Annotated in this window: 25 protein-coding genes; 12 read left to right on the top strand and 13 right to left on the bottom strand. The window is 74.8% G+C overall.

The features are described 5' to 3' along the window. Window positions 1-13 precede the first annotated feature (13 nt). From BMW62_RS00375 to BMW62_RS00360, 4 genes are all read left to right on the top strand, one after another. Window positions 14-1,372 (top strand): dihydrolipoamide acetyltransferase family protein, encoded by a 1,359-nt coding sequence (locus tag BMW62_RS00375; protein ID WP_091928859.1) that lies wholly within the window; start codon window positions 14-16, stop codon window positions 1,370-1,372. Further along, window positions 1,372-2,802, top strand: a complete 1,431-nt coding sequence (lpdA, locus tag BMW62_RS00370) for a dihydrolipoyl dehydrogenase (RefSeq protein ID WP_091928858.1) — start codon at window positions 1,372-1,374, stop codon at window positions 2,800-2,802. The genes BMW62_RS00375 and lpdA overlap by 1 nt, the downstream gene beginning before the upstream one ends. Then, the gene (locus tag BMW62_RS00365; protein ID WP_091928857.1) at window positions 2,799-4,040 is read left to right on the top strand and encodes a CoA transferase; all 1,242 of its coding nucleotides are present in this window, start codon (window positions 2,799-2,801) and stop codon (window positions 4,038-4,040) included. Before lpdA ends, BMW62_RS00365 begins: the two co-directional genes overlap by 4 nt. A gap of 101 nt (window positions 4,041-4,141) precedes the next feature. Further along, on the top strand, window positions 4,142-4,915 hold the full coding sequence (locus BMW62_RS00360) for a GntR family transcriptional regulator (protein WP_211434915.1): 774 nt from the start codon (window positions 4,142-4,144) through the stop codon (window positions 4,913-4,915). Window positions 4,916-4,930: 15 nt separating this feature from the next. Here the strand turns inward: BMW62_RS00360 and ybaK are convergent, their stop codons facing one another. After that, window positions 4,931-5,404, bottom strand: coding sequence for a Cys-tRNA(Pro) deacylase (ybaK, locus tag BMW62_RS00355; protein WP_091928856.1), 474 nt, complete (start codon window positions 5,402-5,404; stop codon window positions 4,931-4,933). Window positions 5,405-5,600: 196 nt separating this feature from the next. On the opposite strand from ybaK, the gene BMW62_RS00350 reads away from it, so the two are divergent. From BMW62_RS00350 to BMW62_RS00335, 4 genes are all read left to right on the top strand, one after another. Continuing rightward, on the top strand, window positions 5,601-6,296 hold the full coding sequence (locus BMW62_RS00350; RefSeq protein ID WP_091928855.1) for a sigma-70 family RNA polymerase sigma factor: 696 nt from the start codon (window positions 5,601-5,603) through the stop codon (window positions 6,294-6,296). Next, the gene (gene rsrA / locus BMW62_RS00345) at window positions 6,293-6,631 is read left to right on the top strand and encodes a mycothiol system anti-sigma-R factor (protein WP_211434914.1); all 339 of its coding nucleotides are present in this window, start codon (window positions 6,293-6,295) and stop codon (window positions 6,629-6,631) included. The genes BMW62_RS00350 and rsrA overlap by 4 nt, the downstream gene beginning before the upstream one ends. 380 nt (window positions 6,632-7,011) lie before the next feature. After that, the gene (locus BMW62_RS00340) at window positions 7,012-8,061 is read left to right on the top strand and encodes a biotin carboxylase N-terminal domain-containing protein (protein WP_091928854.1); all 1,050 of its coding nucleotides are present in this window, start codon (window positions 7,012-7,014) and stop codon (window positions 8,059-8,061) included. Window positions 8,062-8,081: 20 nt separating this feature from the next. Continuing rightward, window positions 8,082-8,342: a biotin/lipoyl-binding carrier protein gene (locus tag BMW62_RS00335; protein WP_091928853.1), complete on the top strand. Its 261-nt coding sequence runs from the start codon at window positions 8,082-8,084 to the stop codon at window positions 8,340-8,342. Between the two features lie 54 nt (window positions 8,343-8,396). On the opposite strand, the gene BMW62_RS00330 is transcribed toward BMW62_RS00335, so the two are convergent. Continuing rightward, the gene (locus BMW62_RS00330; protein WP_244523748.1) at window positions 8,397-8,897 is read right to left on the bottom strand and encodes a GNAT family N-acetyltransferase; all 501 of its coding nucleotides are present in this window, start codon (window positions 8,895-8,897) and stop codon (window positions 8,397-8,399) included. 76 nt (window positions 8,898-8,973) lie between these two features. Between BMW62_RS00330 and BMW62_RS00325 the strand changes: the two genes are divergently transcribed. Then, window positions 8,974-10,455: a sensor histidine kinase gene (locus BMW62_RS00325; RefSeq protein WP_091928852.1), complete on the top strand. Its 1,482-nt coding sequence runs from the start codon at window positions 8,974-8,976 to the stop codon at window positions 10,453-10,455. A 129-nt stretch (window positions 10,456-10,584) separates the two neighbouring features. On the opposite strand, the gene BMW62_RS00320 is transcribed toward BMW62_RS00325, so the two are convergent. Together BMW62_RS00320 and BMW62_RS00315 are read right to left on the bottom strand one after the other, a co-directional pair. Then, entirely contained in the window at window positions 10,585-10,836 is a 252-nt protein-coding gene (locus tag BMW62_RS00320; RefSeq protein ID WP_091928851.1) for a WhiB family transcriptional regulator, read from the bottom strand. Between the two features lie 279 nt (window positions 10,837-11,115). Next, window positions 11,116-12,141, bottom strand: a complete 1,026-nt coding sequence (locus BMW62_RS00315; protein WP_091928850.1) for a diacylglycerol/lipid kinase family protein — start codon at window positions 12,139-12,141, stop codon at window positions 11,116-11,118. A gap of 88 nt (window positions 12,142-12,229) precedes the next feature. Here BMW62_RS00315 and BMW62_RS00310 point away from each other — a divergent pair, with 88 nt between their 5' ends. Continuing rightward, complete coding sequence (locus BMW62_RS00310) at window positions 12,230-12,712, top strand: hypothetical protein (protein WP_091928849.1); 483 nt, start codon at window positions 12,230-12,232, stop codon at window positions 12,710-12,712. A 16-nt stretch (window positions 12,713-12,728) separates the two neighbouring features. Here the strand turns inward: BMW62_RS00310 and BMW62_RS00305 are convergent, their stop codons facing one another. The 6 genes from BMW62_RS00305 to sodN form a co-directional block, all read right to left on the bottom strand. Further along, the gene (locus BMW62_RS00305) at window positions 12,729-13,511 is read right to left on the bottom strand and encodes an HAD-IIA family hydrolase (protein ID WP_211434912.1); all 783 of its coding nucleotides are present in this window, start codon (window positions 13,509-13,511) and stop codon (window positions 12,729-12,731) included. A gap of 24 nt (window positions 13,512-13,535) precedes the next feature. Continuing rightward, window positions 13,536-14,033, bottom strand: a complete 498-nt coding sequence (locus BMW62_RS00300; protein ID WP_091928848.1) for a GNAT family N-acetyltransferase — start codon at window positions 14,031-14,033, stop codon at window positions 13,536-13,538. Further along, window positions 14,030-14,827 (bottom strand): CDP-diacylglycerol--serine O-phosphatidyltransferase, encoded by a 798-nt coding sequence (gene pssA / locus BMW62_RS00295; RefSeq protein WP_091928847.1) that lies wholly within the window; start codon window positions 14,825-14,827, stop codon window positions 14,030-14,032. The genes BMW62_RS00300 and pssA overlap by 4 nt, the downstream gene beginning before the upstream one ends. A gap of 8 nt (window positions 14,828-14,835) precedes the next feature. Then, window positions 14,836-15,513, bottom strand: a complete 678-nt coding sequence (locus BMW62_RS00290) for a phosphatidylserine decarboxylase (protein WP_091929137.1) — start codon at window positions 15,511-15,513, stop codon at window positions 14,836-14,838. Between the two features lie 82 nt (window positions 15,514-15,595). After that, on the bottom strand, window positions 15,596-16,009 hold the full coding sequence (locus tag BMW62_RS00285; RefSeq protein ID WP_091928846.1) for a VOC family protein: 414 nt from the start codon (window positions 16,007-16,009) through the stop codon (window positions 15,596-15,598). Between the two features lie 251 nt (window positions 16,010-16,260). Further along, window positions 16,261-16,665, bottom strand: a complete 405-nt coding sequence (gene sodN, locus BMW62_RS00280) for a superoxide dismutase, Ni (RefSeq protein WP_091928845.1) — start codon at window positions 16,663-16,665, stop codon at window positions 16,261-16,263. A 50-nt stretch (window positions 16,666-16,715) separates the two neighbouring features. Here sodN and BMW62_RS00275 point away from each other — a divergent pair, with 50 nt between their 5' ends. Further along, window positions 16,716-17,111, top strand: coding sequence for a S26 family signal peptidase (locus BMW62_RS00275; protein ID WP_091928844.1), 396 nt, complete (start codon window positions 16,716-16,718; stop codon window positions 17,109-17,111). Here BMW62_RS00275 and rfbC read toward each other — a convergent pair. Continuing rightward, a complete protein-coding gene (gene rfbC / locus BMW62_RS00270) occupies window positions 17,097-17,699 on the bottom strand; it encodes a dTDP-4-dehydrorhamnose 3,5-epimerase family protein (RefSeq protein WP_091928843.1) in 603 nt (200 codons plus the stop codon). The genes BMW62_RS00275 and rfbC overlap by 15 nt on opposite strands. Window positions 17,700-17,752: 53 nt before the next feature. On the opposite strand from rfbC, the gene BMW62_RS00265 reads away from it, so the two are divergent. Then, window positions 17,753-18,946, top strand: a complete 1,194-nt coding sequence (locus BMW62_RS00265) for an NAD(P)-dependent malic enzyme (RefSeq protein WP_091928842.1) — start codon at window positions 17,753-17,755, stop codon at window positions 18,944-18,946. Here BMW62_RS00265 and BMW62_RS00260 read toward each other — a convergent pair. Both BMW62_RS00260 and BMW62_RS00255 read right to left on the bottom strand, forming a co-directional pair. After that, window positions 18,936-20,375 carry a pyridoxal phosphate-dependent decarboxylase family protein gene (locus BMW62_RS00260; protein WP_091928841.1) on the bottom strand — a complete coding sequence of 480 codons (1,440 nt, stop codon included), beginning with the start codon at window positions 20,373-20,375 and terminating at the stop codon, window positions 18,936-18,938. The genes BMW62_RS00265 and BMW62_RS00260 overlap by 11 nt on opposite strands. Then, window positions 20,372-21,715: an MFS transporter gene (locus tag BMW62_RS00255; protein WP_091928840.1), complete on the bottom strand. Its 1,344-nt coding sequence runs from the start codon at window positions 21,713-21,715 to the stop codon at window positions 20,372-20,374. The genes BMW62_RS00260 and BMW62_RS00255 overlap by 4 nt, the downstream gene beginning before the upstream one ends. Between the last annotated feature and the right edge of the window lie 5 nt (window positions 21,716-21,720).

Below are 21,720 nucleotides of genomic sequence, written 5' to 3'. Positions count from 1 at the left end.
GCGAGGAGAGAGCGTGAGCGAGCTCGAGTTCCGCCTCCCCGACGTCGGGGAGGGCCTCGATGCCGGCGAGATCGTCGAGTGGCACGTCCAGCCGGGGTCGACGGTCGTGCGCGACCAGGTGCTGGCCGACGTGGAGACCGACAAGGCCGTCGTCGAGATCCCGTCCCCGGTGAACGGGACGGTGCTCCGCCTCGGGGGTGACGTCGGCGACGTGCTGGAGATCGGCGCGCTGCTGGTGGTCTTCGAGACCGAGGAGTCGGTACGGATCCGCAGCCACGGCTCGACCGGTCCGGCGACCCCGCAGTCCGCTGGGAAGCCCCCGGCCGTCGGAGAGCAACCGGCAGCTGCGCCGGCTCTCCCCACTCCCGTCGCCGTGGCGCAGTCCCCGGAGACCGGGGCGGGCGGGCCCTCGCCCGATGCGGCCGCCGACGGGGGCGGGTCCCGGACCGGGCGCGTCCTGGCCTCGCCGGCCACGCGCCGGCTCGCGCTGGAGATGGGGGTCGACCTGGGTGCGGTGCGCGGGTCCGGTCCCGGTGGACGGGTGACCTCGGACGACGTCCGGTCCTTCGCGACCGCGCCTGCGGTGGCCGACACCGCGACAGCCGAGTCGGCGCCGTCCCCGCGCAAGAGTGCCCCCGCGGCCGGCGAACCCCGGCGCGCGGTCCGCCGGCTCACCGACGAGACCGTGCCGCTGCGCGGGTTGCGGCGCTCGATCGCGAAGTCGATGACGGCGTCCTGGCGGGAGATCCCGCACATCACGGAGTTCCGGGAGGTGGACGCGACCGCCCTCGTGCAGGCGCGGGCCACCCTCCGGCCGCACCTGGAGCGGGACGGCGTGCCCTTCACGTTCCTGCCTCTGCTGGTCAAGGCCGTCGTCGCGACGCTGGCCGAGCACCCGAAGTTCAACGCCAGCATCGACATGGACGCCGAGACGATCACCTACCACGGCCGGCGCAACATCGGCCTGGCCACGTCCACCGGTGCCGGGCTGATGGTGCCGGTCGTCAAGGATGCGGACGCCAAGTCCCTGGGCGAGCTGGCGCGGGAGATCGACGGACTGGCCGCGGCCGCCCGCGACCGCAGCGTCACCCCCGCGGAGATGTCCGAGGGGACCTTCTCGATCACCAACTTCGGCAGCTACGGCGGCTGGCTCGCCACGCCGATCATCCGGCCGTCCGAGGCGGCGATCGCCGGGTTCGGCCGCATCCGCGACGCCGTGGTCCCGGTCGACGGCGTGCCCGTGGTGCGACCGACGCTGCCGCTGTCGGTCTCGGCCGATCACCGGCTGGTCGACGGGGAGGACCTGGGCGGGTTCCTGGCCACGCTGATCGCCTACCTGGCCGACCCGATCCTGCTGCTCAAGGGGGAGTGATGGTCGTCGGAGAAGTGGCCGAGGGCGTCGACCTGCTCGTGGTCGGCGCCGGCCCCGGCGGCTACACGGCAGCCCTGCGCGCGGCCGTGCTGGGACGCAGCGTGCTGCTCGTCGACCGGCTGGGGGACTCCGGCATCGGAGGGGTCTGCCTGCAGGTCGGCTGCATCCCGAGCAAGGCGCTCATCGAGGTCGCCGACGTGGCGCACCGGGCCGGCGGGCTCGGGGACGCCGGGCTCACGGTGCGGGACGTGTCGGTGGACCTGGACCGCTTCCAGGACTGGAAGGCGGGCAAGGTCGGCGGGTTGACCGGCGCCGTCTCGGGGCTGCTGCGCCGAGCCGGCGTGGAGGTCGCGGCCGGTGAGTTCCGGTTCACCCGGCCGGGGTCGGGGGTCCTGCAGTCCGCGGACGACCGCCCGCCGCGTCATCTGCAGTACACGGACGTCCTGCTCGCGACCGGCTCCAGGCCCGTCGAGCTGCCGGGCCTCCCGCGGGACGGGTTGCGGGTCCTGGATTCGACGGATGCCCTGGCCCTGCGGAGCCTGCCGAGGAGCATGGCGGTGGTGGGGGGTGGCTACATCGGGCTGGAGCTCGGGACGGCGTTCGCCAAGCTCGGTAGCAAGGTGACCGTCATCGAGGCGCTCGACCGGCTGCTCCCGGGTGTCGACGCCGCACTCCTGCGCCCGGTCCGCCAGCGGCTCGAGGCGCTGGGTGTCGACGTGCTGCTCGGGCACCGGGTGGAGGGCTTCGAGGACGGCGTGGTCACCGCGACCGCGGGGTCGGGCGTCGTCCGGGTGCCGGCCGAGAAGATGGTCGTCGCCATCGGCCGGCGCCCGAACACCGACGGGCTCGGGTTGAACAAGATCGGCATCACGCCGGACGGCGCCGGGCTCCTCGCGGTGGGACCGGACCGCATGGCCGCACCGCACGTCGCGGCCATCGGTGACATCACGGCCGGGCCGGCCCTGGCGCACAAGGCGACGGCGGAGGGCGAGGTGGCCGCCGAGGCGTTGTGCGGCAAGCCGGCGGCGTTCGACCCGGCGGCCGTCCCCGCCGTCGTCTTCAGCGATCCGGAGATCGCCGTCGCGGGGCTCTCGCCCGAGGAGGCGCGGGCCCAGGGCATGGACGTCGCCGTCGCGCGCCTCCCGCTGAGCGCCTCCGGCCGGGCCGCGACGATGGGCGCCACCGAGGGGTTCACCCAACTGGTCGTGGACCGGTCGGTCGATGCGGTGGTCGGCGTGCACATCGTCGGGCCGCACGCCTCGGAGCTGATCGCCGAAGGGGTGCTCGCCATCGAGATGGCGGCCTCCCCGCTGGACCTGCTGGCGTCGATCCACCCGCACCCGACGTTGAGCGAGATGACGTCCGACGTCGCCCGCGTCCTCCTGCACCAGCCGGCGGGAGCGACGGTGCCGGCGCCCGCCGCGTCGTGACGGCGGAGGCGGGGGCCGGCGGGCGGCCGCTCGCGGGGCTGCGCGTCGTCGAGTGCGCCACCTACGTCGCCGGCCCCTCCGGCGGGATGACCCTGGCCCAGCTGGGCGCCGACGTCATCCGGGTCGACCCGCTGGGCGGAGCCACCGACCACAGGCGCTGGCCGTTGGCCCCCAACGGGGGCAGCCTGTACTGGCACAGCCTGAACAAGGGGAAGCGCTCGGTGACCGTGGACCTGCGGGCGCCGGCCGGCAAGGAGCTGGTGACGGCGCTGATCACCGCCCCGGGTGCGGACGCCGGGGTCTTCCTGGACAACAACGTCGCCCGCTCGTGGCTGGACTGGCCGGCGCTCTCGGCGCGACGCCCCGATCTGGTCCACGTCCACGTGCAAGGGCACCGCGACGGTCGGCCGGCGGTGGACTACACCGTCAACGCCGCGGCAGGTATCCCCGACATGACCGGCGGCGAGTCCGACGGGGCGCCGGTGAACCACGTGCTCCCGGCGTGGGACCTGCTCACCGGGCAGACCGCGGTCGTGGGCCTGCTCGCCGCGCTGCGGCACCGGGGCCGGACGGGGGAGGGGACCTACCTCGAGGTGGCGCTCGCCGACGTCGCGCTGGCCGGGGTCGCGGCCCTCGGGTGGTACGCGGACGCGCAGCTGTCGGGCGCCGACCGGCCGCGTCACGGCAACCACGTGTACGGCAGCTTCGGCGTCGACTTCCCCACCTCCGACGGCCGGCGGGTCATGGTCGTCGCACTCACCGAGGGGCAGTGGCGGTCGTTGTGCCAGGTGACCGGGACGCAGGAGGTGTTCGCCGCCCTTGAGAAGGCCCTCGGCGTGGACCTCGAGGACGAGGTGACCCGGTACCACCACCGGGAGACGATCGCGGCGATCCTGCGCGGCTGGTTCGCCGCGCGCGATGTCGCGACCGTGAGTCGCGAGCTCGAGGCCGCCCGGGTCCTCTGGGGTCCGTACCGGACCGCCACGGACGTCGTGCGCGACCACGAGGCGGCGCCCGCATCCTCACCGCTGACCGAGGTCGTCCAGCCGGGTATCGGTCGCCTGCTGGCGATGGGGAGCCCGCTGCGGGTCCGGGCGGAGGAGGTGCCGCCCCGGCCGGCGCCGGTGCTCGGGGCCGACACCGACGAGGTGCTGGCCGACGTGCTCGGGCTGGGGGCGTCGGAGATCGGACGACTCCACGACGAGGGCGTCCTCGCACCCACCGGGGGACGGGGGTGACCGCGCTCGACCGGCCGGGACGCGCCCGGCCGGGTGAGGGTCCGCCCCGGCGTACGTCATCAGTGCAGTACGGCGCGGGGTCGGCTGATTACCATACCGAGGTGGCGGTCGACGGTTCGGGCATCGACGGGTTCGGTTCTGCGCAGCCCGGTCGGGGGCGCCAGGCGCTCAGCGAGGAGTCCGCGAGCTACGTCCGCGCGCTCATCATGTCGGGCGAGCTCCGCGAAGGTGAGTTCGTGCGTCTGGACCGGATCGCGGCTGATCTGGGAATCAGCGTGACCCCGGCGCGTGAGGGGCTCCTGCTCCTGCGCGGTGAGGGGTTCGTGGTCTCCGAACCTCGGCGAGGTTTCGTCGTTGCCCCCCTGTCGCCGGAGGACGTGGCCGATCTCTTCTTCGTGCAGGCCACCATCGCCGGGGAGCTCGCCGCGCGCGCGGCGGACAAGCTCAGTGACGCGGACCTCGCCGAGATCGACCGGCTCCAGGACCAGCTGACCCGGGCGGCGCGGAACGGTGACGGCGACGTCGTCGCCCGGTGCAACCACCAGCTGCACCGGATGATCAACCAGGTGGCGGCTGCGCCGAAGCTGAACTGGTTCCTCGGCCTCTCGGTGCGCTACGTGCCGACCCGCTTCTTCACGTCCATCGCCGGCTGGGAGGAGGCGTCGGCGCACGACCACGCCGCTCTCATCCAGGCGCTGCACGGGCGCGATGCCGATGGTGCGCGGGTGGCGATGGAGGAGCACATCCGGCACGCCGGCGAGTTGCTGGTCGCCCACCTGGTGCGGACCCGCTCCGCCATGAGCGACAGCACGGGCACGGCGACCGCGCGCGATGCGGTGGCCGGGCAGGAGGCGGCGACGCCGGCGGACTCCTGAGCGGGCTCCAACGGCTCAGCGGCCGATCGGTGCGGTCCGGGCCCGGGTCAGCCGCACCAGCTCGGCCGGCGGCAGCTCCAGCTGGAGGCCGCGCCTCCCCGCGCTGACCAGCACGGTGGGGAAGCCCAGCGCCGAGGAGTCCACCACGGTGGGCAGCAGCTTGCGCTGGCCCAGCGGGCTGATGCCGCCGACCACGTAACCGGTGGCGCGCTCGGCATCGGCCGGTTCGGCCATCGCCGCCTTCCGCCCGCCGGCCGCGGCGGCCAGCGCCTTGAGGTCCAGCGTGCCGCTGACCGGGACGACCGCGACGGTGAGCGCACCGTCGACGCGGGTGACCAGCGTCTTGAACACCTGGCGGGGATCGGCCCCGAGGGCGGCCACCGCCGCCTCGCCGTGCCCCTGGTCGGCCGGGTGCTCGGGGTCGTAGGGGTGCAGCGCGTGCGCCACCTCCGCCTGCTCCAGGACCCGCACCGCCGGGGTTGCCGCCACGGCGGGGGAGCCTAGCGAGATGCGGCACCCGGGAATGCCACCGGCGTGCGGTGCCGTTGGACCGGCCGTGAGCAGCACCCTCTCCACCCCCCGCGCCCGGGCCGCGCGCCGACGTCCCCCGGGCCGTCCGGACGCCGCGCGGCTAGGATCGACCGATGTGGCGCCCCGCCTCCGGGGGCCCCGGAGAGGACGGTCGGTGCCTGAGGAGTCCGCGGTCGAGAACACCGGTCAGCTGCCCGAGGCGACCCCGGCGGAGGTGCCGGAGGCGCGCGAGGGCGGCAGCCGCACCGAGCTCGCCGAGACCCGCGCCGAGCGGGATGCCCGGTTCGAGCGGGATGCGCTGCCCTTCCTGGACCAGCTGTACCCGGCGGCGCTGCGGATGACCCGCAACCCGGCCGACGCCGAGGACCTCGTGCAGGAGACCTTCGTCAAGGCCTACTCCGCGTTCCACCAGTTCGCCGAGGGCACGAACCTCAAGGCGTGGCTGTACCGGATTCTGACGAACACCTACATCAACAGCTACCGCAAGAAGCAGCGGCAGCCGCAGCAGTACCCCACCGACCAGGTGCAGGACTGGCAGCTGTACGCCGCCGAGGAGCACACCTCCTCGGGCCTGCGGTCGGCCGAGATCGAGGCGCTGGACCACCTGCCGGACTCCGACATCAAGGAAGCGCTGCAGCAGCTCCCGGAGGACTTCCGGCTGGCGGTCTACCTGGCCGACGTCGAGGGCTTCGCCTACAAGGAGATCGCCGAGATCATGGGCACGCCCATCGGCACGGTGATGTCCCGGCTGCACCGCGGCCGGCGCGGGCTGCAGAAGATGCTGGCCGACTACGCCCGGGAGCGCGGTTTCGTCCGCGCCGGGGCCGGTGAGGAGGCGACCCGCCCGTGAGCGACGAGCTGGGGGCCGGCGAGCCCCTCGACATCAACTCGTGCGACGACGTCCTCAGCCACGTCTTCGAGTTCCTCGACCACCAGACCTCCGACGAGCGCCGCGGCGTGATCGCCGAGCACCTCGACGAGTGCTCGTCCTGCCTGCGGCAGTTCGGCATCGAAGCGGAGTTCAAGGCGCTGGTGCGCCGGCGCTGCGGTGGCGACAAGCCGCCCACGGGGCTGCGGGAGCGCATCAAGCTGCAGCTGACGAGCGTCTCCTTCGAGGAGGACGGCACCCAGGTCAGCGTCGAGCGGCTGACCGTCGAGCGGTCGGAGGAGCGCCCCACCGCCTGAAAGAGGACCACCCTGCCCCCCACGGCTCGCACGCTCGCCGCGGGCCCCTGCAGAGTGGCCGTTCCAGCACGTCACCGGGGCCGGACGCGCGAGCGCCCCGTCCGCCGGGGGCGGGACGGGGCGCTCGGTCGTTCAGGCGTTGGGGCGCTTGCCGTGGTTGGCCTTGTTCCCCTTGCGGGAGCGACGCTTGCGTCCGCGCTTGGACATCGCTGCCCTCCTTCCTCATGCTGCTGGCGGGCCGGGTGGCCCAGGACCGGTGCGGGCCGTGACCGGCGCACGCGGGGTGCGCGGCGCCGACCGACCCGCCAAGCTGACCCGACAAGCCTCTCACGGGGTGCCCCGGCCGTGCGCCGGGCCGGGCGAGTGCAGGAGGAGCAGGAGTGCCGCAGCTGGGGATCGAGACCGTCCTCGTCGCCGGACGGGGGCCGGCGGGGTGCGCCGCGATCCGCGCGTGCCAGCGGCTCGGTCTCAAGGCCGTCGCGGTGCACAGCGAGACGGAGCGCTCGGCCCGCCACGTCCGCCTGGCCGACGACGCGGTGCTGCTGGGGCCGGCACCGGCCGCCGAGTCCTACCTGGCCGTCGACCGCATCGTCGAGGCGGCCCGGCGCAGCGGCGCCGACACCGTGCTCCCCGTCCCGCCCGCGCTGGCCGGCGACGCCCGGCTCGCCGGTGGGGTCATCGGGGCAGGGCTGCGCTGGGCCGGGCCCGACCCGGAGGTGCTGGACCGGCTCGGCGGGGACGGCGTCGAGCCGGCCAGCGAGCGCGGTTTCCTGGCGTGGGTGACCGCCGAGGGGCTGCGGTTCACCACCCCGGTCGCCCGGGACCGCGCCGCCGGCATCGCGCGGGTGTCCTGGACCCCCGGCGAGCCGGGGCAGCTGCCGGCAGCGGCGCACCGCCTCGCCGAGGTCGGCTGGCGTGGGCTGGTCACCGTGGGGATCGCGCCCGACGGGGAGCTGGCCGAGGTCGCCGCCGGCTTCTCGCTGGACATGGCGGTGCTCGAGCGGTCGCACGGCGTGGACGCCGTCGAGCTGGCGCTGCGCAGCGCCGCCGGGCCCCGGGAGCCCGACCCGGGCCCCGGGGCCCGGCCCGCACCGCGGGCGGCGGTCGTCGCGCAGCTGCGCGCCACCCTGCCCCCCGGGACCGCCGGGCGGATCAGCGGCCGTCTGCCCGGGTCCGGTCGCCCGCCCGAGGCCGAGGGCGGCGTCGACCTGGTCGCGGTGAGCGGCTACGACCCCGGTGACCGCCTGGACGGCTGGTACGACGCCCTGCTGGCCACCGTCAGCGGCGGGGCGGACGGCGTGGCGGCGGCGGCCCGTGCGGTCAGCCGGGCGCTGTCCGGGCTGCCCGGGGCCGGCGTCCCGCACGACGGGGCCGAGGTCTGCGCGGTGCTCGGGCGGCTCGCCGAGGGACGGGCCTTCCCGGCGACCTGACGCCGGCCGCCCGTGCTTGGATGGGGGCTCACGATCGGCGGGCGCGGGAGGTACCGGTGGCGGTGGAGGAGATCCACGCGGAGATGGTCTCCAGTGTCTGGAAGGTCCTCGTCCAGCCGGGCGCGCAGGTGTCGGCGGGTGACACGCTGGTGATCCTGGAATCCATGAAGATGGAGATCCCGGTGCTCACCGAGAGCGCGGGCACCGTGCAGGAGCTGCACGTGGTGGAGGGCGAGGTCCTCCAGGAGGGCGACCTCATCGCGATCGTCGCCCACTCCTGACGGCCCGCCCGGAGGCTCCCCCCGAGCGTGCGAGGGTGGGGGCGGCGGGGTCCGTCAGCAGACCTCGCGGGCGTAGACCAGCAGGTCGACGCCGGGGACGGGCGTCCAGTCCCGCTCCGGCAGCCGGGTGAAGCCCAGCCGCTCGTACAGCCGGTGCGCCGCGGTCATGCGGGTGCCGGTGGAGATGACGACGCGCCGCCGGCCCGCCTCGCGCGCCCGGGTCAGGCACTCGTGCACCAGGGCCGCGCCCACGCCGCGCCCCCGCGCGCGCGGATCCACCACCAGCATGCGGAAGCCGGCCTCGTCGGGGGACTCCAGCACCTCGCCGAAGTCGCCCCCCGGCACGAAGGCCACGCTCCCGATCAGCTCGCCGGCCTCGTCCCGGGCGACCAGCAGCTCGGCCACCCGCGCGCGCCGGGCCACGTCGGCCAGTTCCGCCGCGTAGCCCGCCGACGCCAGCCCGCCGTCCACGTAGACCTGCACGGTGAGGGCGGCGATGCGGTCGTGGTCGGCGGGGAGGGCCGGTCCGATGCGGACGGCGGAGAGGGGCAGCACGGCCCCCAGGCTAGGAGGGACGCCGTCCTCGCCCGCTCGGGGTGAGGGAGGGGAGGCGCCCTAGGCTCGGGGCACCATGAGCAGCCTCTCGGAGCGCCTCACCCGCGGAACGGCCTCCAGCCCCGCCCAGATCGACCACGCCCGGCGCCTGGTGGCCGACTGGCAGCTGCTGGCCGACCTGGCCTTCGCCGACCTGACGCTGTGGGTGCCGCAGTCGTCCGGATCGTGGTGGTGCGTGGCCCAGGTGCGCCCGCTCACCGCACCGACGAGCAGGCCGGAGGACATGGTCGGCGTCGAGGTGGACACCGACGGAGCGCGTCCGTTCGCCGCGGCCCTCCGCGAGGCCCGGCCCGTCACCGACGGGGAGCCGGACCGGTCGGGGGCGACCCCGCGCCGCCGCGAGGTCATCCCGGTGCATCACGAGGGCGTGGGCATCGCCGTGCTGGCGAAGGACACCAACCTCGCGGTGACCAGGTCGCCGTCGACGCTGGAGCTCACCTACCTCGACATCGCCGCGGACCTCTGCCTCATGGTCTCCGCCGGCACCTTCCCGCCGGTCACCCTGCAGGACGCGGAGATGAGCCCCCGGGTGGGCGACGGGCTGGTGCGCCTGGACCGGGCCGGGCGGGTCACCTACGCCAGCCCGAACGCGCTCTCGGCGTACCGCCGCATCGGCGTGGCCGGCGACCTGGCCGGCGCCGTCCTCGCGGAGGTGACGTGCCGCGCGGTGACCGACCGCGTGGCCGGCGAGGCGGCGGCCGCGGGCATCACCGCGGCGGTCGGCGGGCGCTACCTCGATCCCGTCGACGTCGAGGGCGCCAGCGCGACGCTGCTGCTGCGGGCCCTCCCGCTGCAGGCCCCCGGGGCCGAGCACGGCGCGCTGGTGCTGGTCCGCGACGTGACCGACGTCCGGCGGCGCGACCGGGCGCTGCTGACCAAGGACGCGACCATCCGGGAGATCCACCACCGGGTGAAGAACAACCTGCAGACGGTCGCCGCGCTGCTGCGCCTGCAGGCCCGGAGGATGACCGAGCCGGCGGCCCGGGCAGCGCTGGAGGAGTCGGTGCGCCGGGTGGCCTCGATCGCCGTGGTGCACGAGACGCTCGCGGGCAGCCGGGAGGACGTGGTCGACGTCGACGACGTCCTGGACCAGGTGCTGCCGATGCTCGGTGACCTCACCAGCGTGGGGCCGGCGGCCCGCACCCGGCGGACCGGCTCGTTCGGGGAGCTGCCCGCGGCCGCGGCGACGCCGCTGGTGCTGGCGGTGACCGAGCTGCTGCACAACGCGGCGGAGCACGCTTTCCCCGAGGGTGAGCCGGGGGTCATCGAGCTGGTCGCCGAGCGCGACGGCGAGGACCTCCGGGTCCGGGTCCGGGACGACGGCCAGGGGCTGCCGCCGGACTTCGACCCTGCTGCGAGCGACGGGCTCGGGCTGCAGATCGTGCGCACGCTGGTCACCAGCGAGCTGGGCGGGAGCCTGACGATGGGTCCGCTGGAGGGCCGGTCGGGCACCGAGGTCGTGCTGACACTTCCCGGGAGCGCCTGGCCGCGGCGCTGACCCGCGTGCCGGCCCCCGGACGGCGCCGAGGCCGGCCCGGGAGATCCCGGGCCGGCCTCGTGGCGGTCGGTGCGACTGCGGTGGTGCGGTCGCCGCCGGGTGTGCCGGCGGCGCGGTCGTGCTCCGCGGTCAGGCGGTGTGGACCCGGGTGCGAGCCTGCCGACGCTTCAGCGCGCGTCGCTCGTCCTCGGAGAGCCCACCCCAGACACCGGAGTCCTGGCCCGAGCGCAGGGCCCAGTCCAGGCACGACGAGACCACCGGGCAGCGCTGGCACACGGCCTTGGCCTGCTCGATCTGGACGAGTGCGGGGCCGGTCGTCCCGATCGGGAAGAACAGCTCCGGGTCCTCGTCCCGGCAGAGCGCGCGGTGGCGCCAGTCCATGGCGTTGTACTCCTCGATGTCGTCTGTGGGTCGTGCGTCAGTCGCTTTGCTCGGTCTGCCATCGCCGGGCCGACACCGGTCACCCAGCGCCATGGCGGCAGCGACTGCCTGCGTTGTTACCGGCAGGTTGCGTTCCAGCAGCGATGTTTTCACGTGCCGGACGCCTGTCAAGGGAAACGCGGTCAGCGCTGACCCCCGCGTGAGCAACCTCACCACGGCCGTGCTAGGCCCGCCACCCGGCAGGAGGACAAACCGCCCGGGTGCTTGAAGAAATGCCGCTCAGGCGATGACGCGCAGCGCGTGCGGGACGTTCGTGATCCGGACCCCCGTGGCGGTGCCGAGGTGGTCGCCGTCGAGCTGCCAGCCTTGCGGCCGCACGGCCGTCACGGTGAGCTCCTGGAGGTCGTGCCACCGGTGCAGGCCGCGTCCGCGCAGGTCGGGCTCGGGGCGCATGGTCTGGCGCAGTGCCCGCAGCATCCGGGCGGTGCCGGTGCGTCCCAGGGCGAAGACGTCCAGCCCGGTGTCGAAGGAGGCCTGCGGTGTCGGGTTCACCGGGCGGGCTCCCAGGTAGGTCCAGGGGCTGACGTTGGAGACCAGGCAGAGGAACAGCTGCTCCACGGGCGGTTGACCCGGCACCTGGAGGGTCATCGCCGGCCGGCGCCGCTCGCGGCCGAACAGGAACGCACTGGTGCCCTCCCGGACGTAGAGGGCGCCGGTCGACCTCCGTCCCCGGGCGCGGTGTGCCTCGACCCGGGCGATGACCTCGGCGTCGAACCCGAAGCCCGCGGCGAACACGAACCAGCGGGGATCGGTCCACCCCGGGCCGTCGGCGTCGGCGTCGGCCCGGGCGACCGCCTCCGCCGCCGCCGGCGCCACCCCGGTGACCGCCGCGGTGCTGGTGCCGGTGGCGCTCGCGGTGCCCAGCGAGACCGAGCGGGTCCGGCCGGCACGCAGCGAGGCGAGGATCTCCGCGGTCGCCTCCACCGGGTCCCGCGACCGGCCGAGGGCCCGGGAGAACACGTTGGTCGACCCACCGGGCACGACCGCCAGCGCGGGCACGCCCGGCCCGGGCCCCTGGGCGAGGAGACCGTTGACCACCTCGTTGACCGTGCCGTCGCCCCCGAGCGCGACGACGACGTCGATGCCGTCGGCGGTGGCCCGGGCGCCCAACTCGTGGCCGTGCCCGCGGTGCGTGGTCTCGGCGACGTCGACCTTCAGCTCGCTGGCGAGGGCGCCGACGAGCACGTTGCGCATCTTGGCGGTGGTGGTCGTGGCCGCAGGGTTGACGACCACGAGCGCGCGCATGCCGCCAGGCTAACCAGCGGGTCACCGGGCACGTGGGAGGAAGCCGGCGCGGACCGGGAGCAGCGCCCGGCCGCGTAGTCTCGCCGTCGTGACCGAGGATCGCGGCACACCCGCCCCGCCGCCCCGTCGCCTCGCCGACCGGCTGTTCGGTGCCACGGCGGCGCAGCCGGCGCCGCGCCCGGCCGAGCCGGTGACGCCGGCGCCGCCGTCGCTGCGCCGGGCGGCGCTCGTGGTCGCGCTGGAAGGCGTGGTCCTCGCCGTCGGGGCGCTGGTGCTGCTCTACCTCACGCTGACGGGGAACCCGGAGAGCGTGCCGCGCGCCGTCGCCGAGGTGGTGCTGGCAGCGCTGGCCGCGGGCGTCCTCCTGGCCGCCGCACGAGGGCTCTGGCGGGTGGCCGCCTGGGCTCGCGGGCCCGTGGTGGCCCTGCAGCTGTTCCTGGGGCTGACCGGCTTCACGTTCGCCTTCTCGGCCCAGCAGCCGCTGATCGGGCTGCCGATCCTGGCCTCGGTCGCGGCGGTGCTCTACCTGCTGGCCGCGCCCGACTCGCGCCTGGCCTACGAGGACAGCTGAACCCCGGGCGAGCTCCTCACACCAGGTCGATCACGTCCGCGATCGAGTCGCAGACCCGGCTCGGGCGGAACGGGAAGCGGCTCACCTCGTGCGCCGCGGTCGAGCCGGAGAGCACCAGCACCGTCTCCAGCCCGGCCTCGATGCCGGCGACGACGTCGGTGTCCATCCGGTCCCCGACCATCATCGTGGACTCGGAGTGCGCCTCGATCCGGTTCATCGCGCTGCGGAACATCATCGGGTTCGGCTTTCCGACGAAGTAGGGCTTCGCGCCGGTCGCCGCGGTGATCATCGCGGCCACCGAACCGGTCGCCGGGAGCGGGCCCTCGGGGGAGGGGCCGGTGACGTCGGGGTTGGTCGCGATGAACCGTGCGCCGTTGCCCACCAGCCGGATCGCCCGGGTGATCGCCTCGAACGAGTACGTGCGCGTCTCCCCGAGGACGACGTAGTCCGGGTCGGTGTCGGTCATGACGTACCCGACCTCGTGCAGCGCGGTGGTGAGCCCGGCCTCGCCGATGACGTACGCCGAGCCGCCGGGCAGCTGCGTGGCGAGGAAGTCCGCGGTCGCCAGCGCCGAGGTCCAGATCGCCTCCTCGGGCACGAGCAGGCCGGTGCGGCTGAGCCGGGCCGCCAGGTCGCGCGGCGTGAAGATGGAGTTGTTGGTGAGCACGAGGAACCGCCGCCGCCGCTCGACCAGCCGGTCGAGGAACTCCTTGGCGCCGGGCAGGGCGTTCCCCTCGTGGACGAGGACGCCGTCCATGTCGGTCAGCCAGCACTCGATCGGTCCGCGCTCGGTGGTCACGGGACGAACGCTAGCGCCGCGCGGTCAGGATCGGTCGGCGGAGGCGAACGAGGCGAGCGCGTCGTCGGTGAGGCGGAACACGGTCCACTCGTCCATCGGGACGGCGCCGGCGGCCCGGTAGAACTCGATCGACGGCGTGTTCCAGTCCAGCACCGACCACTCCAGCCGGGAGTAGCCGCGCTCGACGCACACCTGCGCCAGCGTGCGCAGCAGCTCCTTGCCCAGGCCGGCGCCCCGGTGCCGCGGCTGCACGTAGAGGTCCTCGAGGTACACCCCGTGCGTGCCGCGCCAGGTGGAGAAGTTGAGGAACCACAGCGCGGTGCCGACGACCTCGCCGGGGGCCACCCCGTCATCAGCCACAGCGACGTGGCCGAAGAGGGCGGGGGAGTCGCCGAACAGGCAGGCGGTGAGCTGCTCTTCGGTGAGCCGGACCTCGTGCAGCGCCCGCTCGTACTCGGCGAGCTCGCGCACCAGGCCCACGACGGCGGGGACGTCCTCGGGGCGGACCGGTCGCACGCTCACGAGAGCGCCTCCTTCAGCCGGGTGGGCACCAGCCGGCCCAACGGGGAGAGCACCGGCACCAGGACCGGGGCCAGCAGGTAGCCGTAGGCCAGCACGCAGCCGGTGACGACGGGGAACAGCGCGAAGCCGATCACCAGCAGCACCGCGGTGGCGACCAGGCCGTACGGGCGGCCGCTCTTCGGGCTGACCAGCGACCGGAAGGAGCGGAACCGGATGTTGGTGACCATCAGCACCGCCGGGACGGCGACGACCAGCAGCACCCAGAGCCGGTCGCGGCCCTGCATGTCGTCGCCGAAGGCGAACACCGACGCGAGGACGACGCCCGCGGCACCGGGGCTCGGCATGCCGGTGAAGTACCGCTTGTCGGCGGTGGGGTCGATCGTGGTGTTGAACCGGGCGAGCCGGATCGCCGCGCACGCCACCCACAGGAAGCAGACCACCCAGCCCAGCGGGTCCCACTCGTCGCGGCCCTCGGAGAACAACGTGAAGGCCAGCAGCGCCGGCGCCAGACCGAAGGACACCAGGTCGGCGAGCGAGTCGAACTGCAGGCCGAAGGGGGTCACCGCCCCCACCAGCCGGGCGACGGCGCCGTCGGTGATGTCGAACAGCACCGAGAGCCCGATCAGCACCGCGGCCAGGGTGTACTGGCCGCGGATGGAGACCAGGATCGCGGCGAAGCCGCACATCATGTTGCCGAGGGTGAACAGGCTGGGCAGGGTGGCCAGCGCCCGCCGGCGGGTACCGCGCACCGAACCCCGCACGAACTCCACGGTGGCCGTGCGCCGTGTCGGCACCGGGGGCCTCAGCGGGTGGCGGGCCAGCGGGCGATGACGGTCTCGCCGCCCCGCACGCGCTGTCCCGCCGTCACGGTGATGGTGCACTCGCGCGGCACGAACACGTCCATGCGCGAGCCGAACTTCATCAGCCCCATCCGTTCCCCCGTCGCCAGCGAGCGGCCGACCCCGGTGCGGGTCACGATCCGGCGCGCCAGCACGCCCACGATCTGCCGGAAGACCACCGTGCGGTCGCCGTCGCGGAGCCGGAGCTCGCTGCGCTCGTTGCGGTGCGCCGACTCCTTGCGGTAGGCCGCCAGGAAGCTGCCCTTGCGGTAGGAGCTCTCCACGACCTCGCCGCGGTAGGGCGAGCGGTTCACGTGCACGTCGACCACCGAGAGGAAGACGCTCACCTGCTGCCAGCCACCCTCGGGGGCGCCGCCGGGCGCGACGCCCTCCTGCGGTTCGCCGGCGACCATGACGACGCCGTCGGCGGGGGAGAGGACGTCGTCCGGGCCGGGGGGCGTGGTGTCGCACCGCCGGTCGGGGTCGCGGAAGAAGACCGCCATGTAGGCGGACAGTCCGAGCAGGGGCCAGGCGGCCAGGCGTGGCCAGCGGCGGCCCGTGACCCGGGCTCCCGCGGCGAGCAGGGCGGCCGGGGTCAGCGGGCCGGCGATGAAGGGCCAGCCGGCGGGGTCGATGCGCATGGTGGCCCCCACGCTACCGGTGGCGGTAGGGCGGGGGCCGCGTCGTCGTCGGACCGCCGGGCCCCGCGACGACGCCCGGGGCTCAGGAGGCGGGTGTGGCGGCGTTCACCAGCCAGCGGACGCCGAACCGGTCGGTGACCTGCCCGAACGTGTCCCCCCACATCTGCTTCTCGAACGGCACGTCCACGGTGCCGCCCGCCCCGAGCCCCTCGAACCACCGGGTGAGGGTCTCGGTGTCGTCGCCGGAGAGGGAGCACGAGACCTTGTCCGGTCCGCCCGCCTGCGGGTCGTGCCCGTCGGAGGCCATGAGCTCCAGGCCGGCGTCGGTGCGGAGGTAGGCGTGCATGACGCCGTCGTCCGGGTATTCGCCGCCCCCGCCGCCGGCGTCGCCGAAGGTCATCACCTCCAGCTCCCCGCCGAGGACGGAGAGGTAGAACTCCATCGCGGCGCGGGCGTCGCCGGCGAAGTGCAGGTAGGGGTTGAGCCGGACGGCCATGATCGCTCCTCGGGTCGGGGACTTCGGAACTGGAGACCGGACCGGGACCGCGAACTCATCGGTGCGCAGGGCCTCGTCGGGCGCCGGGCGTTGACGGTGCGCGGCGCGTCGACCCTTCACCGGCCACCTGCGCCGCGGTCCTGGCCGCCTGGGGAGCAACGCCGCGTGCGGCGGCCGGGACGTCCCGTGCCCCGAGACGCCACCGGCCGGCACCCGCGAGGGGCGCCGGCCGGTGAGCTGCAGGTCCTCGTTCAGGCCGCGGCCTTCGTCTCCCAGAAGATCTTGTCGATCTCGGCGATGTAGTCGAGCAGCTTCTGGCCCTCGGCGGGGTCCATGCTCTGCTTCGACGCGGTGCCGCCGGCCTGCTTGGTGGCCTTGTTGAACAGCTCGTGCAGCTGCGGGTACTTCTCGAAGTGCGGCGGCTTGAAGTAGTCGGTCCACAGCACCCACAGGTGGTGCTTGACCAGGTCGGCCCGCTGCTCCTTGATCAGGACGGCGCGCTGCCGGAACACCGGGTCGTCGTTGCCCTGGTACTTCTCCTGGATGCCCTTGACCGATTCCGCCTCGATGCGGGCCTGGGCCGGGTCGTAGACGCCGCAGGGGAGGTCGCAGTGCGCGGTGGCCTCCACGGCGGAGAACATGCGGAACAGACGCATGGGGGTGCCTCCGAGTTCGTGGGGATGGATCTTCTGCGACCCTACCCGCGGTGATCAGCGCGAACACGTCGAGCGGTCGCGGTCCGGAAGAGCTCCCCGGGCTGGCGGCGCGCTGGGTGCTGGCCCGGGTGAGCGGCCCGTCGATGTCGCCCACCGTCCGCCACGGTGACCGGTTGCTCGTCCGCCGGCTGAGGCCCGGTGCGGCGGTGCGCGAGGGCGACGTCGTCCTGGCCCGGTTCCCGGCCCGCCCGGAGCTGCTGGTGGTCAAGCGGGTACGGCGCACCGTCGAGGGCGGGCACTGGGTCGAAGGGGACAGCCCGTTCGTGGCCGACGACAGCCGCGCCTTCGGGGCCGCCGTCGTCGTGGGCCGGGTGGTCGGCCGGCTGTGGCCGCGCCCGGGTGGGCTGCCGTCGGCGCCCCCGGGCCCCGGCTCAGGCCCCGCGTAGCTCCGCGTACCGCTGCGCGGACTGCTCCATCGTGGGCAGCAGGTCCTGCTGCCGCGCCTCGTCGAGGGTGGGGGCGGCGCGGTCCTTGGCCGACAGCTCCAGCGCGACGTCGGCGGGCCACGGCAGGGCGAGGTCGGGGTCCAGCGGGGAGATGCCGAACTCGCGCCCGGGGTCGTAGGCCGAGGACACCAGGTAGGTGACCGAGCTGCCGTCGGCCAGGGCGAGGAAGGCGTGCCCCAGCCCCTCGGCGAGGTACACCGCCCGCGGCCGCTCGCTGTCGAGCAGCACGCTGTCGTGCGCGCCGAACGTCGGCGAGCCGACCCGGACGTCGACGACGACGTCGAGCACCCGCCCGGCGGGGCAGTAGACGTACTTGGCCTGACCGGGGGGCACGAGCGCGAAGTGCACGCCGCGCAGCACGCCCGCGGTCGAGACGCTGTGGTTGGCCTGGGCGAGGGTCAGCGGGTGTCCCACTGCGTGGGACAACAGGTCGGCGCGGTACCACTCCGTGAAACGGCCCCGCGTGTCCCCGTGCGGTGTCAGGTCGATCACGTAACTGTCGGGCACGGCGAGCTCGCGGATCTCCACGAGCGCACCGTAGCGACAGCGCGGTCTCCGGCCGGGATTACGCTGCTGTGCCCATGAGCGGAAATCCGGCCTCCGGGGACCACGTCGGCACCGACCGATTCGCCCACGACCCGGCGTTCGCGGTGCACGAGGGCGGCAAGCTCTCCGTGTCCTCGACCCGCTCCATCGCCTCGATCGCCGACCTCGCCCTCACCTACACCCCGGGGGTCGCCCGGGTCTCGAGCGCGATCGCCGCCGAGCCCGACCTCGCCCGCCGGTTCACCTGGGCGCCCCGCGTCGTCGCCGTCGTCTCCGACGGCACCGCGGTGCTCGGCCTCGGGGACATCGGGCCGACCGCCTCGCTGCCGGTCATGGAGGGCAAGGCCTGCCTGTTCAGCGAGTTCGCCGGGCTCTCGTCGGTGCCGATCGTGCTCTCCACCACCGACGTGGACGAGATCGTCGAGACGGTCGCGGCGATCGCGCCGTCGTTCGGGGGCATCAACCTGGAGGACATCAGCGCCCCCCGTTGCTTCGAGATCGAGGCCCGGCTGCGCGAGCGCCTGGACATCCCGGTCATGCACGACGACCAGCACGGGACGGCGATCGTGGTCCTCGCCGCGCTGCGCAACGCCGCCGCGGTGGTCGGCGGCGAGCTGGGCGACCTGCGGGTCGTCGTCTCCGGCGCCGGGGCGGCCGGCGTCGCCTGCACCAAGATCCTGCTCGAGGCGGGCGTGGGGGAGATCGCCGTCGCGGACTCGCAGGGCGTCCTGCACGCGGGCCGCGAGGTCACGGGCACCAAGCAGTGGCTGGTCGAGAACACCAACCCGACCGGGTTCGCCGGCACCATGGTGTCCGCGCTCGAGGGGGCCGACGTCTACCTCGGCGTCTCCGGTGGTTCCGTGCCCGAGGCGGCGATCGCCTCGATGGCCGAGAACTGCATCGTCTTCTCCCTCGCCAACCCGACGCCCGAGGTGGACCCGGAGATGGCCGCGAGGTACGCCGCCGTCGTCGCCACCGGCCGCAGCGACCTGCCCAACCAGATCAACAACGTGCTCGCCTTCCCGGGCGTCTTCCGCGGCGCCATCGACGCCGGGGCAACGCGCATCACCGAGGAGATGAAGCTCGCCGCGGCGGCCGCGATCGCCGGCGTCGTCGGCGACGAGGTGCGCGCCGACTACATCGTGCCCAGCCCACTGGACCGTCGGGTCGCGACCGCCGTCGCCGAGGCCGTGGCCGCCTGCGCCCGGGAGCAGGGCGTCACCCGCTGAGCGCGGGGCGGTAGACCCGGCCCAGCACACCGGCCAGCAGCCGCTCGGCGACCGGCCGGGGGAGGGCGGCCACCAGGGCATGCACCGGTGCCATCCGCTCGGGCAGCGATCCGCCGGAGACGCCGGCCAGCTCCAGGAGCGCCTCGACCTCGGCCACCGACAGCGCCGCCGGGTCGATCGTGGCCGCCGCGGCCACCAGCCCGGGGTCGGGCACGGGGCGGGGGAGGGCGGCCGCCGCCCGCGCGGCGTCGCGGAGATCGGAGAGCAGGGCCTCCACCCGGTCCGCGGTGGCGGCCGTGACGGTGAGGTGCAGGGTGGCCGGCAGGTCGCCGCCGTCCTGGGCGAAGGGTGGCTGCGGCTGCAGCAGCCAGCCGCGCGCCGTCATCTCGTCGGCGAGGTGGAGCACGTCGACGCCGTCGGGGCCGTTCGCGGCCAGGGCGACCAGCGTCGCCACCGGCCGGCCGACCACCCGGAGCCCGTCGATGCCGGCGGCGCCCGACGCGAGCCGGGCCGTGGCCTCCCGGGCCCGGCACGCCAGGTCCCGGTACCCGTCGGTGCCCAACCAGCGGTGCACCGCCCAGGCGGCCGCCATGGCACCGGCGGGCCGGGTGCCGGCCAGGGTCGGGTTGACCACGGGGTAGCCGGGCCAGCCGGCGGTCGCGAACCAGTGCGCGTGCCGCAGCTCCGGGGTGGCGGTGAGCAGGACCGACACGCCTTTGGGTGCGTAGCCGTACTTGTGCAGGTCCACCGACAGCGACGTCACCCCCGGCACGGAGAGGTCGAAGGGCTCGGGGACGTCGTCGAGAAAGGGGAGCACCCACCCGCCGATGCAGGCGTCCACGTGGCAGGGGACGCCGGCACCGGCCGCGAGCCCCGCGATCCGGCCCACCGGGTCCAGCACGCCGTGCGGGTAGGACGGCGCGCTGACGACCACCAGCACCGTGCGCTCGTCCAGCTGCCGCACCACCGCCGAAGGGTCGGCGCGGCAGGTCTCCGGGTCGACGGGGATGTCCACGACCTCGACGCCGAACAGGTGCGCGGCCTTGCGGAACGCGGCGTGGGCCGTCACGGGCAGCAGCATCCGGGGCCGCCCGGTGCCGCCGCGGGCGCGCCACTGCTCGCGGGCGGCGAGCACGGCGAGCGCGCAGCTCTCCGTACCTCCGCTGGTGAGCGTCCCGACGGCGTCCGGCCCGCCGCCCAGCAGCTCGAGCGCGGCGCCGACGAGGTCGTTCTCGATGCGGGCGACGCTGGGGAAGGCGGTCGGATCGAGGGCGTTGGTCCACTGGAACGCGGCCTGCGCGGCCGCGGCGAGCTCGTCGACCTCGGTGCGCCCGGAGTCGTAGACGTAGGCCATCGTCGCCCCGCCGTGGGTGGGCACGTCGTCGCGCTGCAGCGCGGTCAGCTCGGCGAGCACGTCCTGGGGCGTCACGCGGGGACCTCCTGGGTGGGCACGGCGTCGAGCCGGTAGCGGGCGAGCACGGGCAGGCTGGCGAGCACGAACAGCGCGGGGACGAGGGTGAAGCCGACCCGCACGGCGAGGACGGCGCCGCCCGACTGCGCCACCACCTCGTCGCCGGTGGAGGAGACGTAGCCCGCGAGGGCGAGCAGGCCGCCGAGCAGGCCCGGCCCGATGGCGAGGCCCAGGGTCTCGGCCGCCGTCCAGACGCCGGTGAAGACGCCCGCCCGGCGCGCGCCGGAGGAGGCCTCGTCGGCGGCGATGACGTCGGGCAGCATCGCCAGCGGGAACATCTGCATGCCCGCGTAGCCGACGCCGACCAGCGCCACGAGGGCGACCGCCGCACCCGTGCCGCCCTCGGGGACGACGGCGAGCGCGCCCGCCGCCCCGGTGAACAGCAGCGACGCGGCGAGCAGCCCGGCCCGCTTGCCGGCCCGGCGGCCCACCCGCAGCCACACCGGCATGACGAGGATCGCCGGGCCGACCAGCGCGGCGAACAGCAGCGTGCCCGCGGCCGGGTCGCCGAGCACCTGCTCGGAGTAGTACGGCACCCCGGCCAGCATCACGCCGATGCCGAGGGCCTGGACGACGAAGCCGGTGAGCAGCACCCGGAAGGGCCGGGAGCGCCACGCCAGGCGCAGGGTGGCGCCGAGCCGGCCCTCGCTGCGCACCCGCGTCAGCGTCGGTGCGTTCCGGGTGCCGACGACGGCCCCGAGCATGCCCAGGGCCAACAGTGCGGCGACGAACACAGACATGGCGAGGTAGCCGCCTCGGCCGTCCCCGAAGGCGTCGACGACGGCGGGCGCTCCCGCACCGGCGAGCAGGATGCCCACCGCGAGGGCGGCGACCCGCCAGGACATCAGCGTCGACCGTTCGTCGGGGTCGTCGGTGATCTCCGCCGGCTGGGCGACGTAGGGCACCTGGAAACACCCGTACGCGGTGGCGGCGAGCAGGAAGGTGGCCGCCACCCAGGCCGCGGCCGCCGCCGGCGGGGCTCCGGGGCCCGCGAACACCAGCACGAACAGCGGGGGAAGGGCGACCCCGCCGGCCAGCATCCACGGCCGGCGGGGCCCCCAGCGGCTCTCGGTGCGGTCCGAGCGGCTGCCGATCCACGGGTTGAGCAGCACGTCCCAGGCCTTGGGTGCGAAGACCACCAGCCCGGCGATCCCCGCGGCGACGCCCAGAACGTCGGTCAGGTAGTACAGGAGCAGCAGCCCGGGGACCGTGCCGAAGGCCGCCGTCCCGATCGAGCCCGTGGCGTAGCCCAGGTGCGTGCCCCGGGACAGGTGGGTGCTCGATGAGACGGCAGTCACAAGAT

Origin of the sequence: Blastococcus sp. DSM 46786, assembly GCF_900109665.1 — a bacterium.
Classification (GTDB): domain Bacteria; phylum Actinomycetota; class Actinomycetes; order Mycobacteriales; family Geodermatophilaceae; genus Blastococcus; species Blastococcus carthaginiensis.
The sequence above is the reverse complement of the archived record's forward strand: the minus strand, read 5'-3'. Positions and strand labels throughout refer to the sequence as shown.

Bases quoted from the DNA above. Each gene is read 5' to 3' on its own strand.
- lpdA (WP_091928858.1), top strand. From the start codon at position 1,372: ATGGTCGTCGGAGAAGTGGCCGAGGGCGTCGACCTGCTCGTGGTCGGC.
- BMW62_RS00335 (WP_091928853.1), top strand. From the start codon at position 8,082: ATGGGGGCTCACGATCGGCGGGCGCGGGAGGTACCGGTGGCGGTGGAG.
- BMW62_RS00325 (WP_091928852.1), top strand. From the start codon at position 8,974: ATGAGCAGCCTCTCGGAGCGCCTCACCCGCGGAACGGCCTCCAGCCCC.
- BMW62_RS00320 (WP_091928851.1), bottom strand. From the start codon at position 10,836: ATGGACTGGCGCCACCGCGCGCTCTGCCGGGACGAGGACCCGGAGCTG.
- BMW62_RS00315 (WP_091928850.1), bottom strand. From the start codon at position 12,141: ATGCGCGCGCTCGTGGTCGTCAACCCTGCGGCCACGACCACCACCGCC.
- BMW62_RS00290 (WP_091929137.1), bottom strand. From the start codon at position 15,513: ATGCGCATCGACCCCGCCGGCTGGCCCTTCATCGCCGGCCCGCTGACC.
- BMW62_RS00285 (WP_091928846.1), bottom strand. From the start codon at position 16,009: ATGGCCGTCCGGCTCAACCCCTACCTGCACTTCGCCGGCGACGCCCGC.
- sodN (WP_091928845.1), bottom strand. From the start codon at position 16,665: ATGCGTCTGTTCCGCATGTTCTCCGCCGTGGAGGCCACCGCGCACTGC.
- BMW62_RS00265 (WP_091928842.1), top strand. From the start codon at position 17,753: ATGAGCGGAAATCCGGCCTCCGGGGACCACGTCGGCACCGACCGATTC.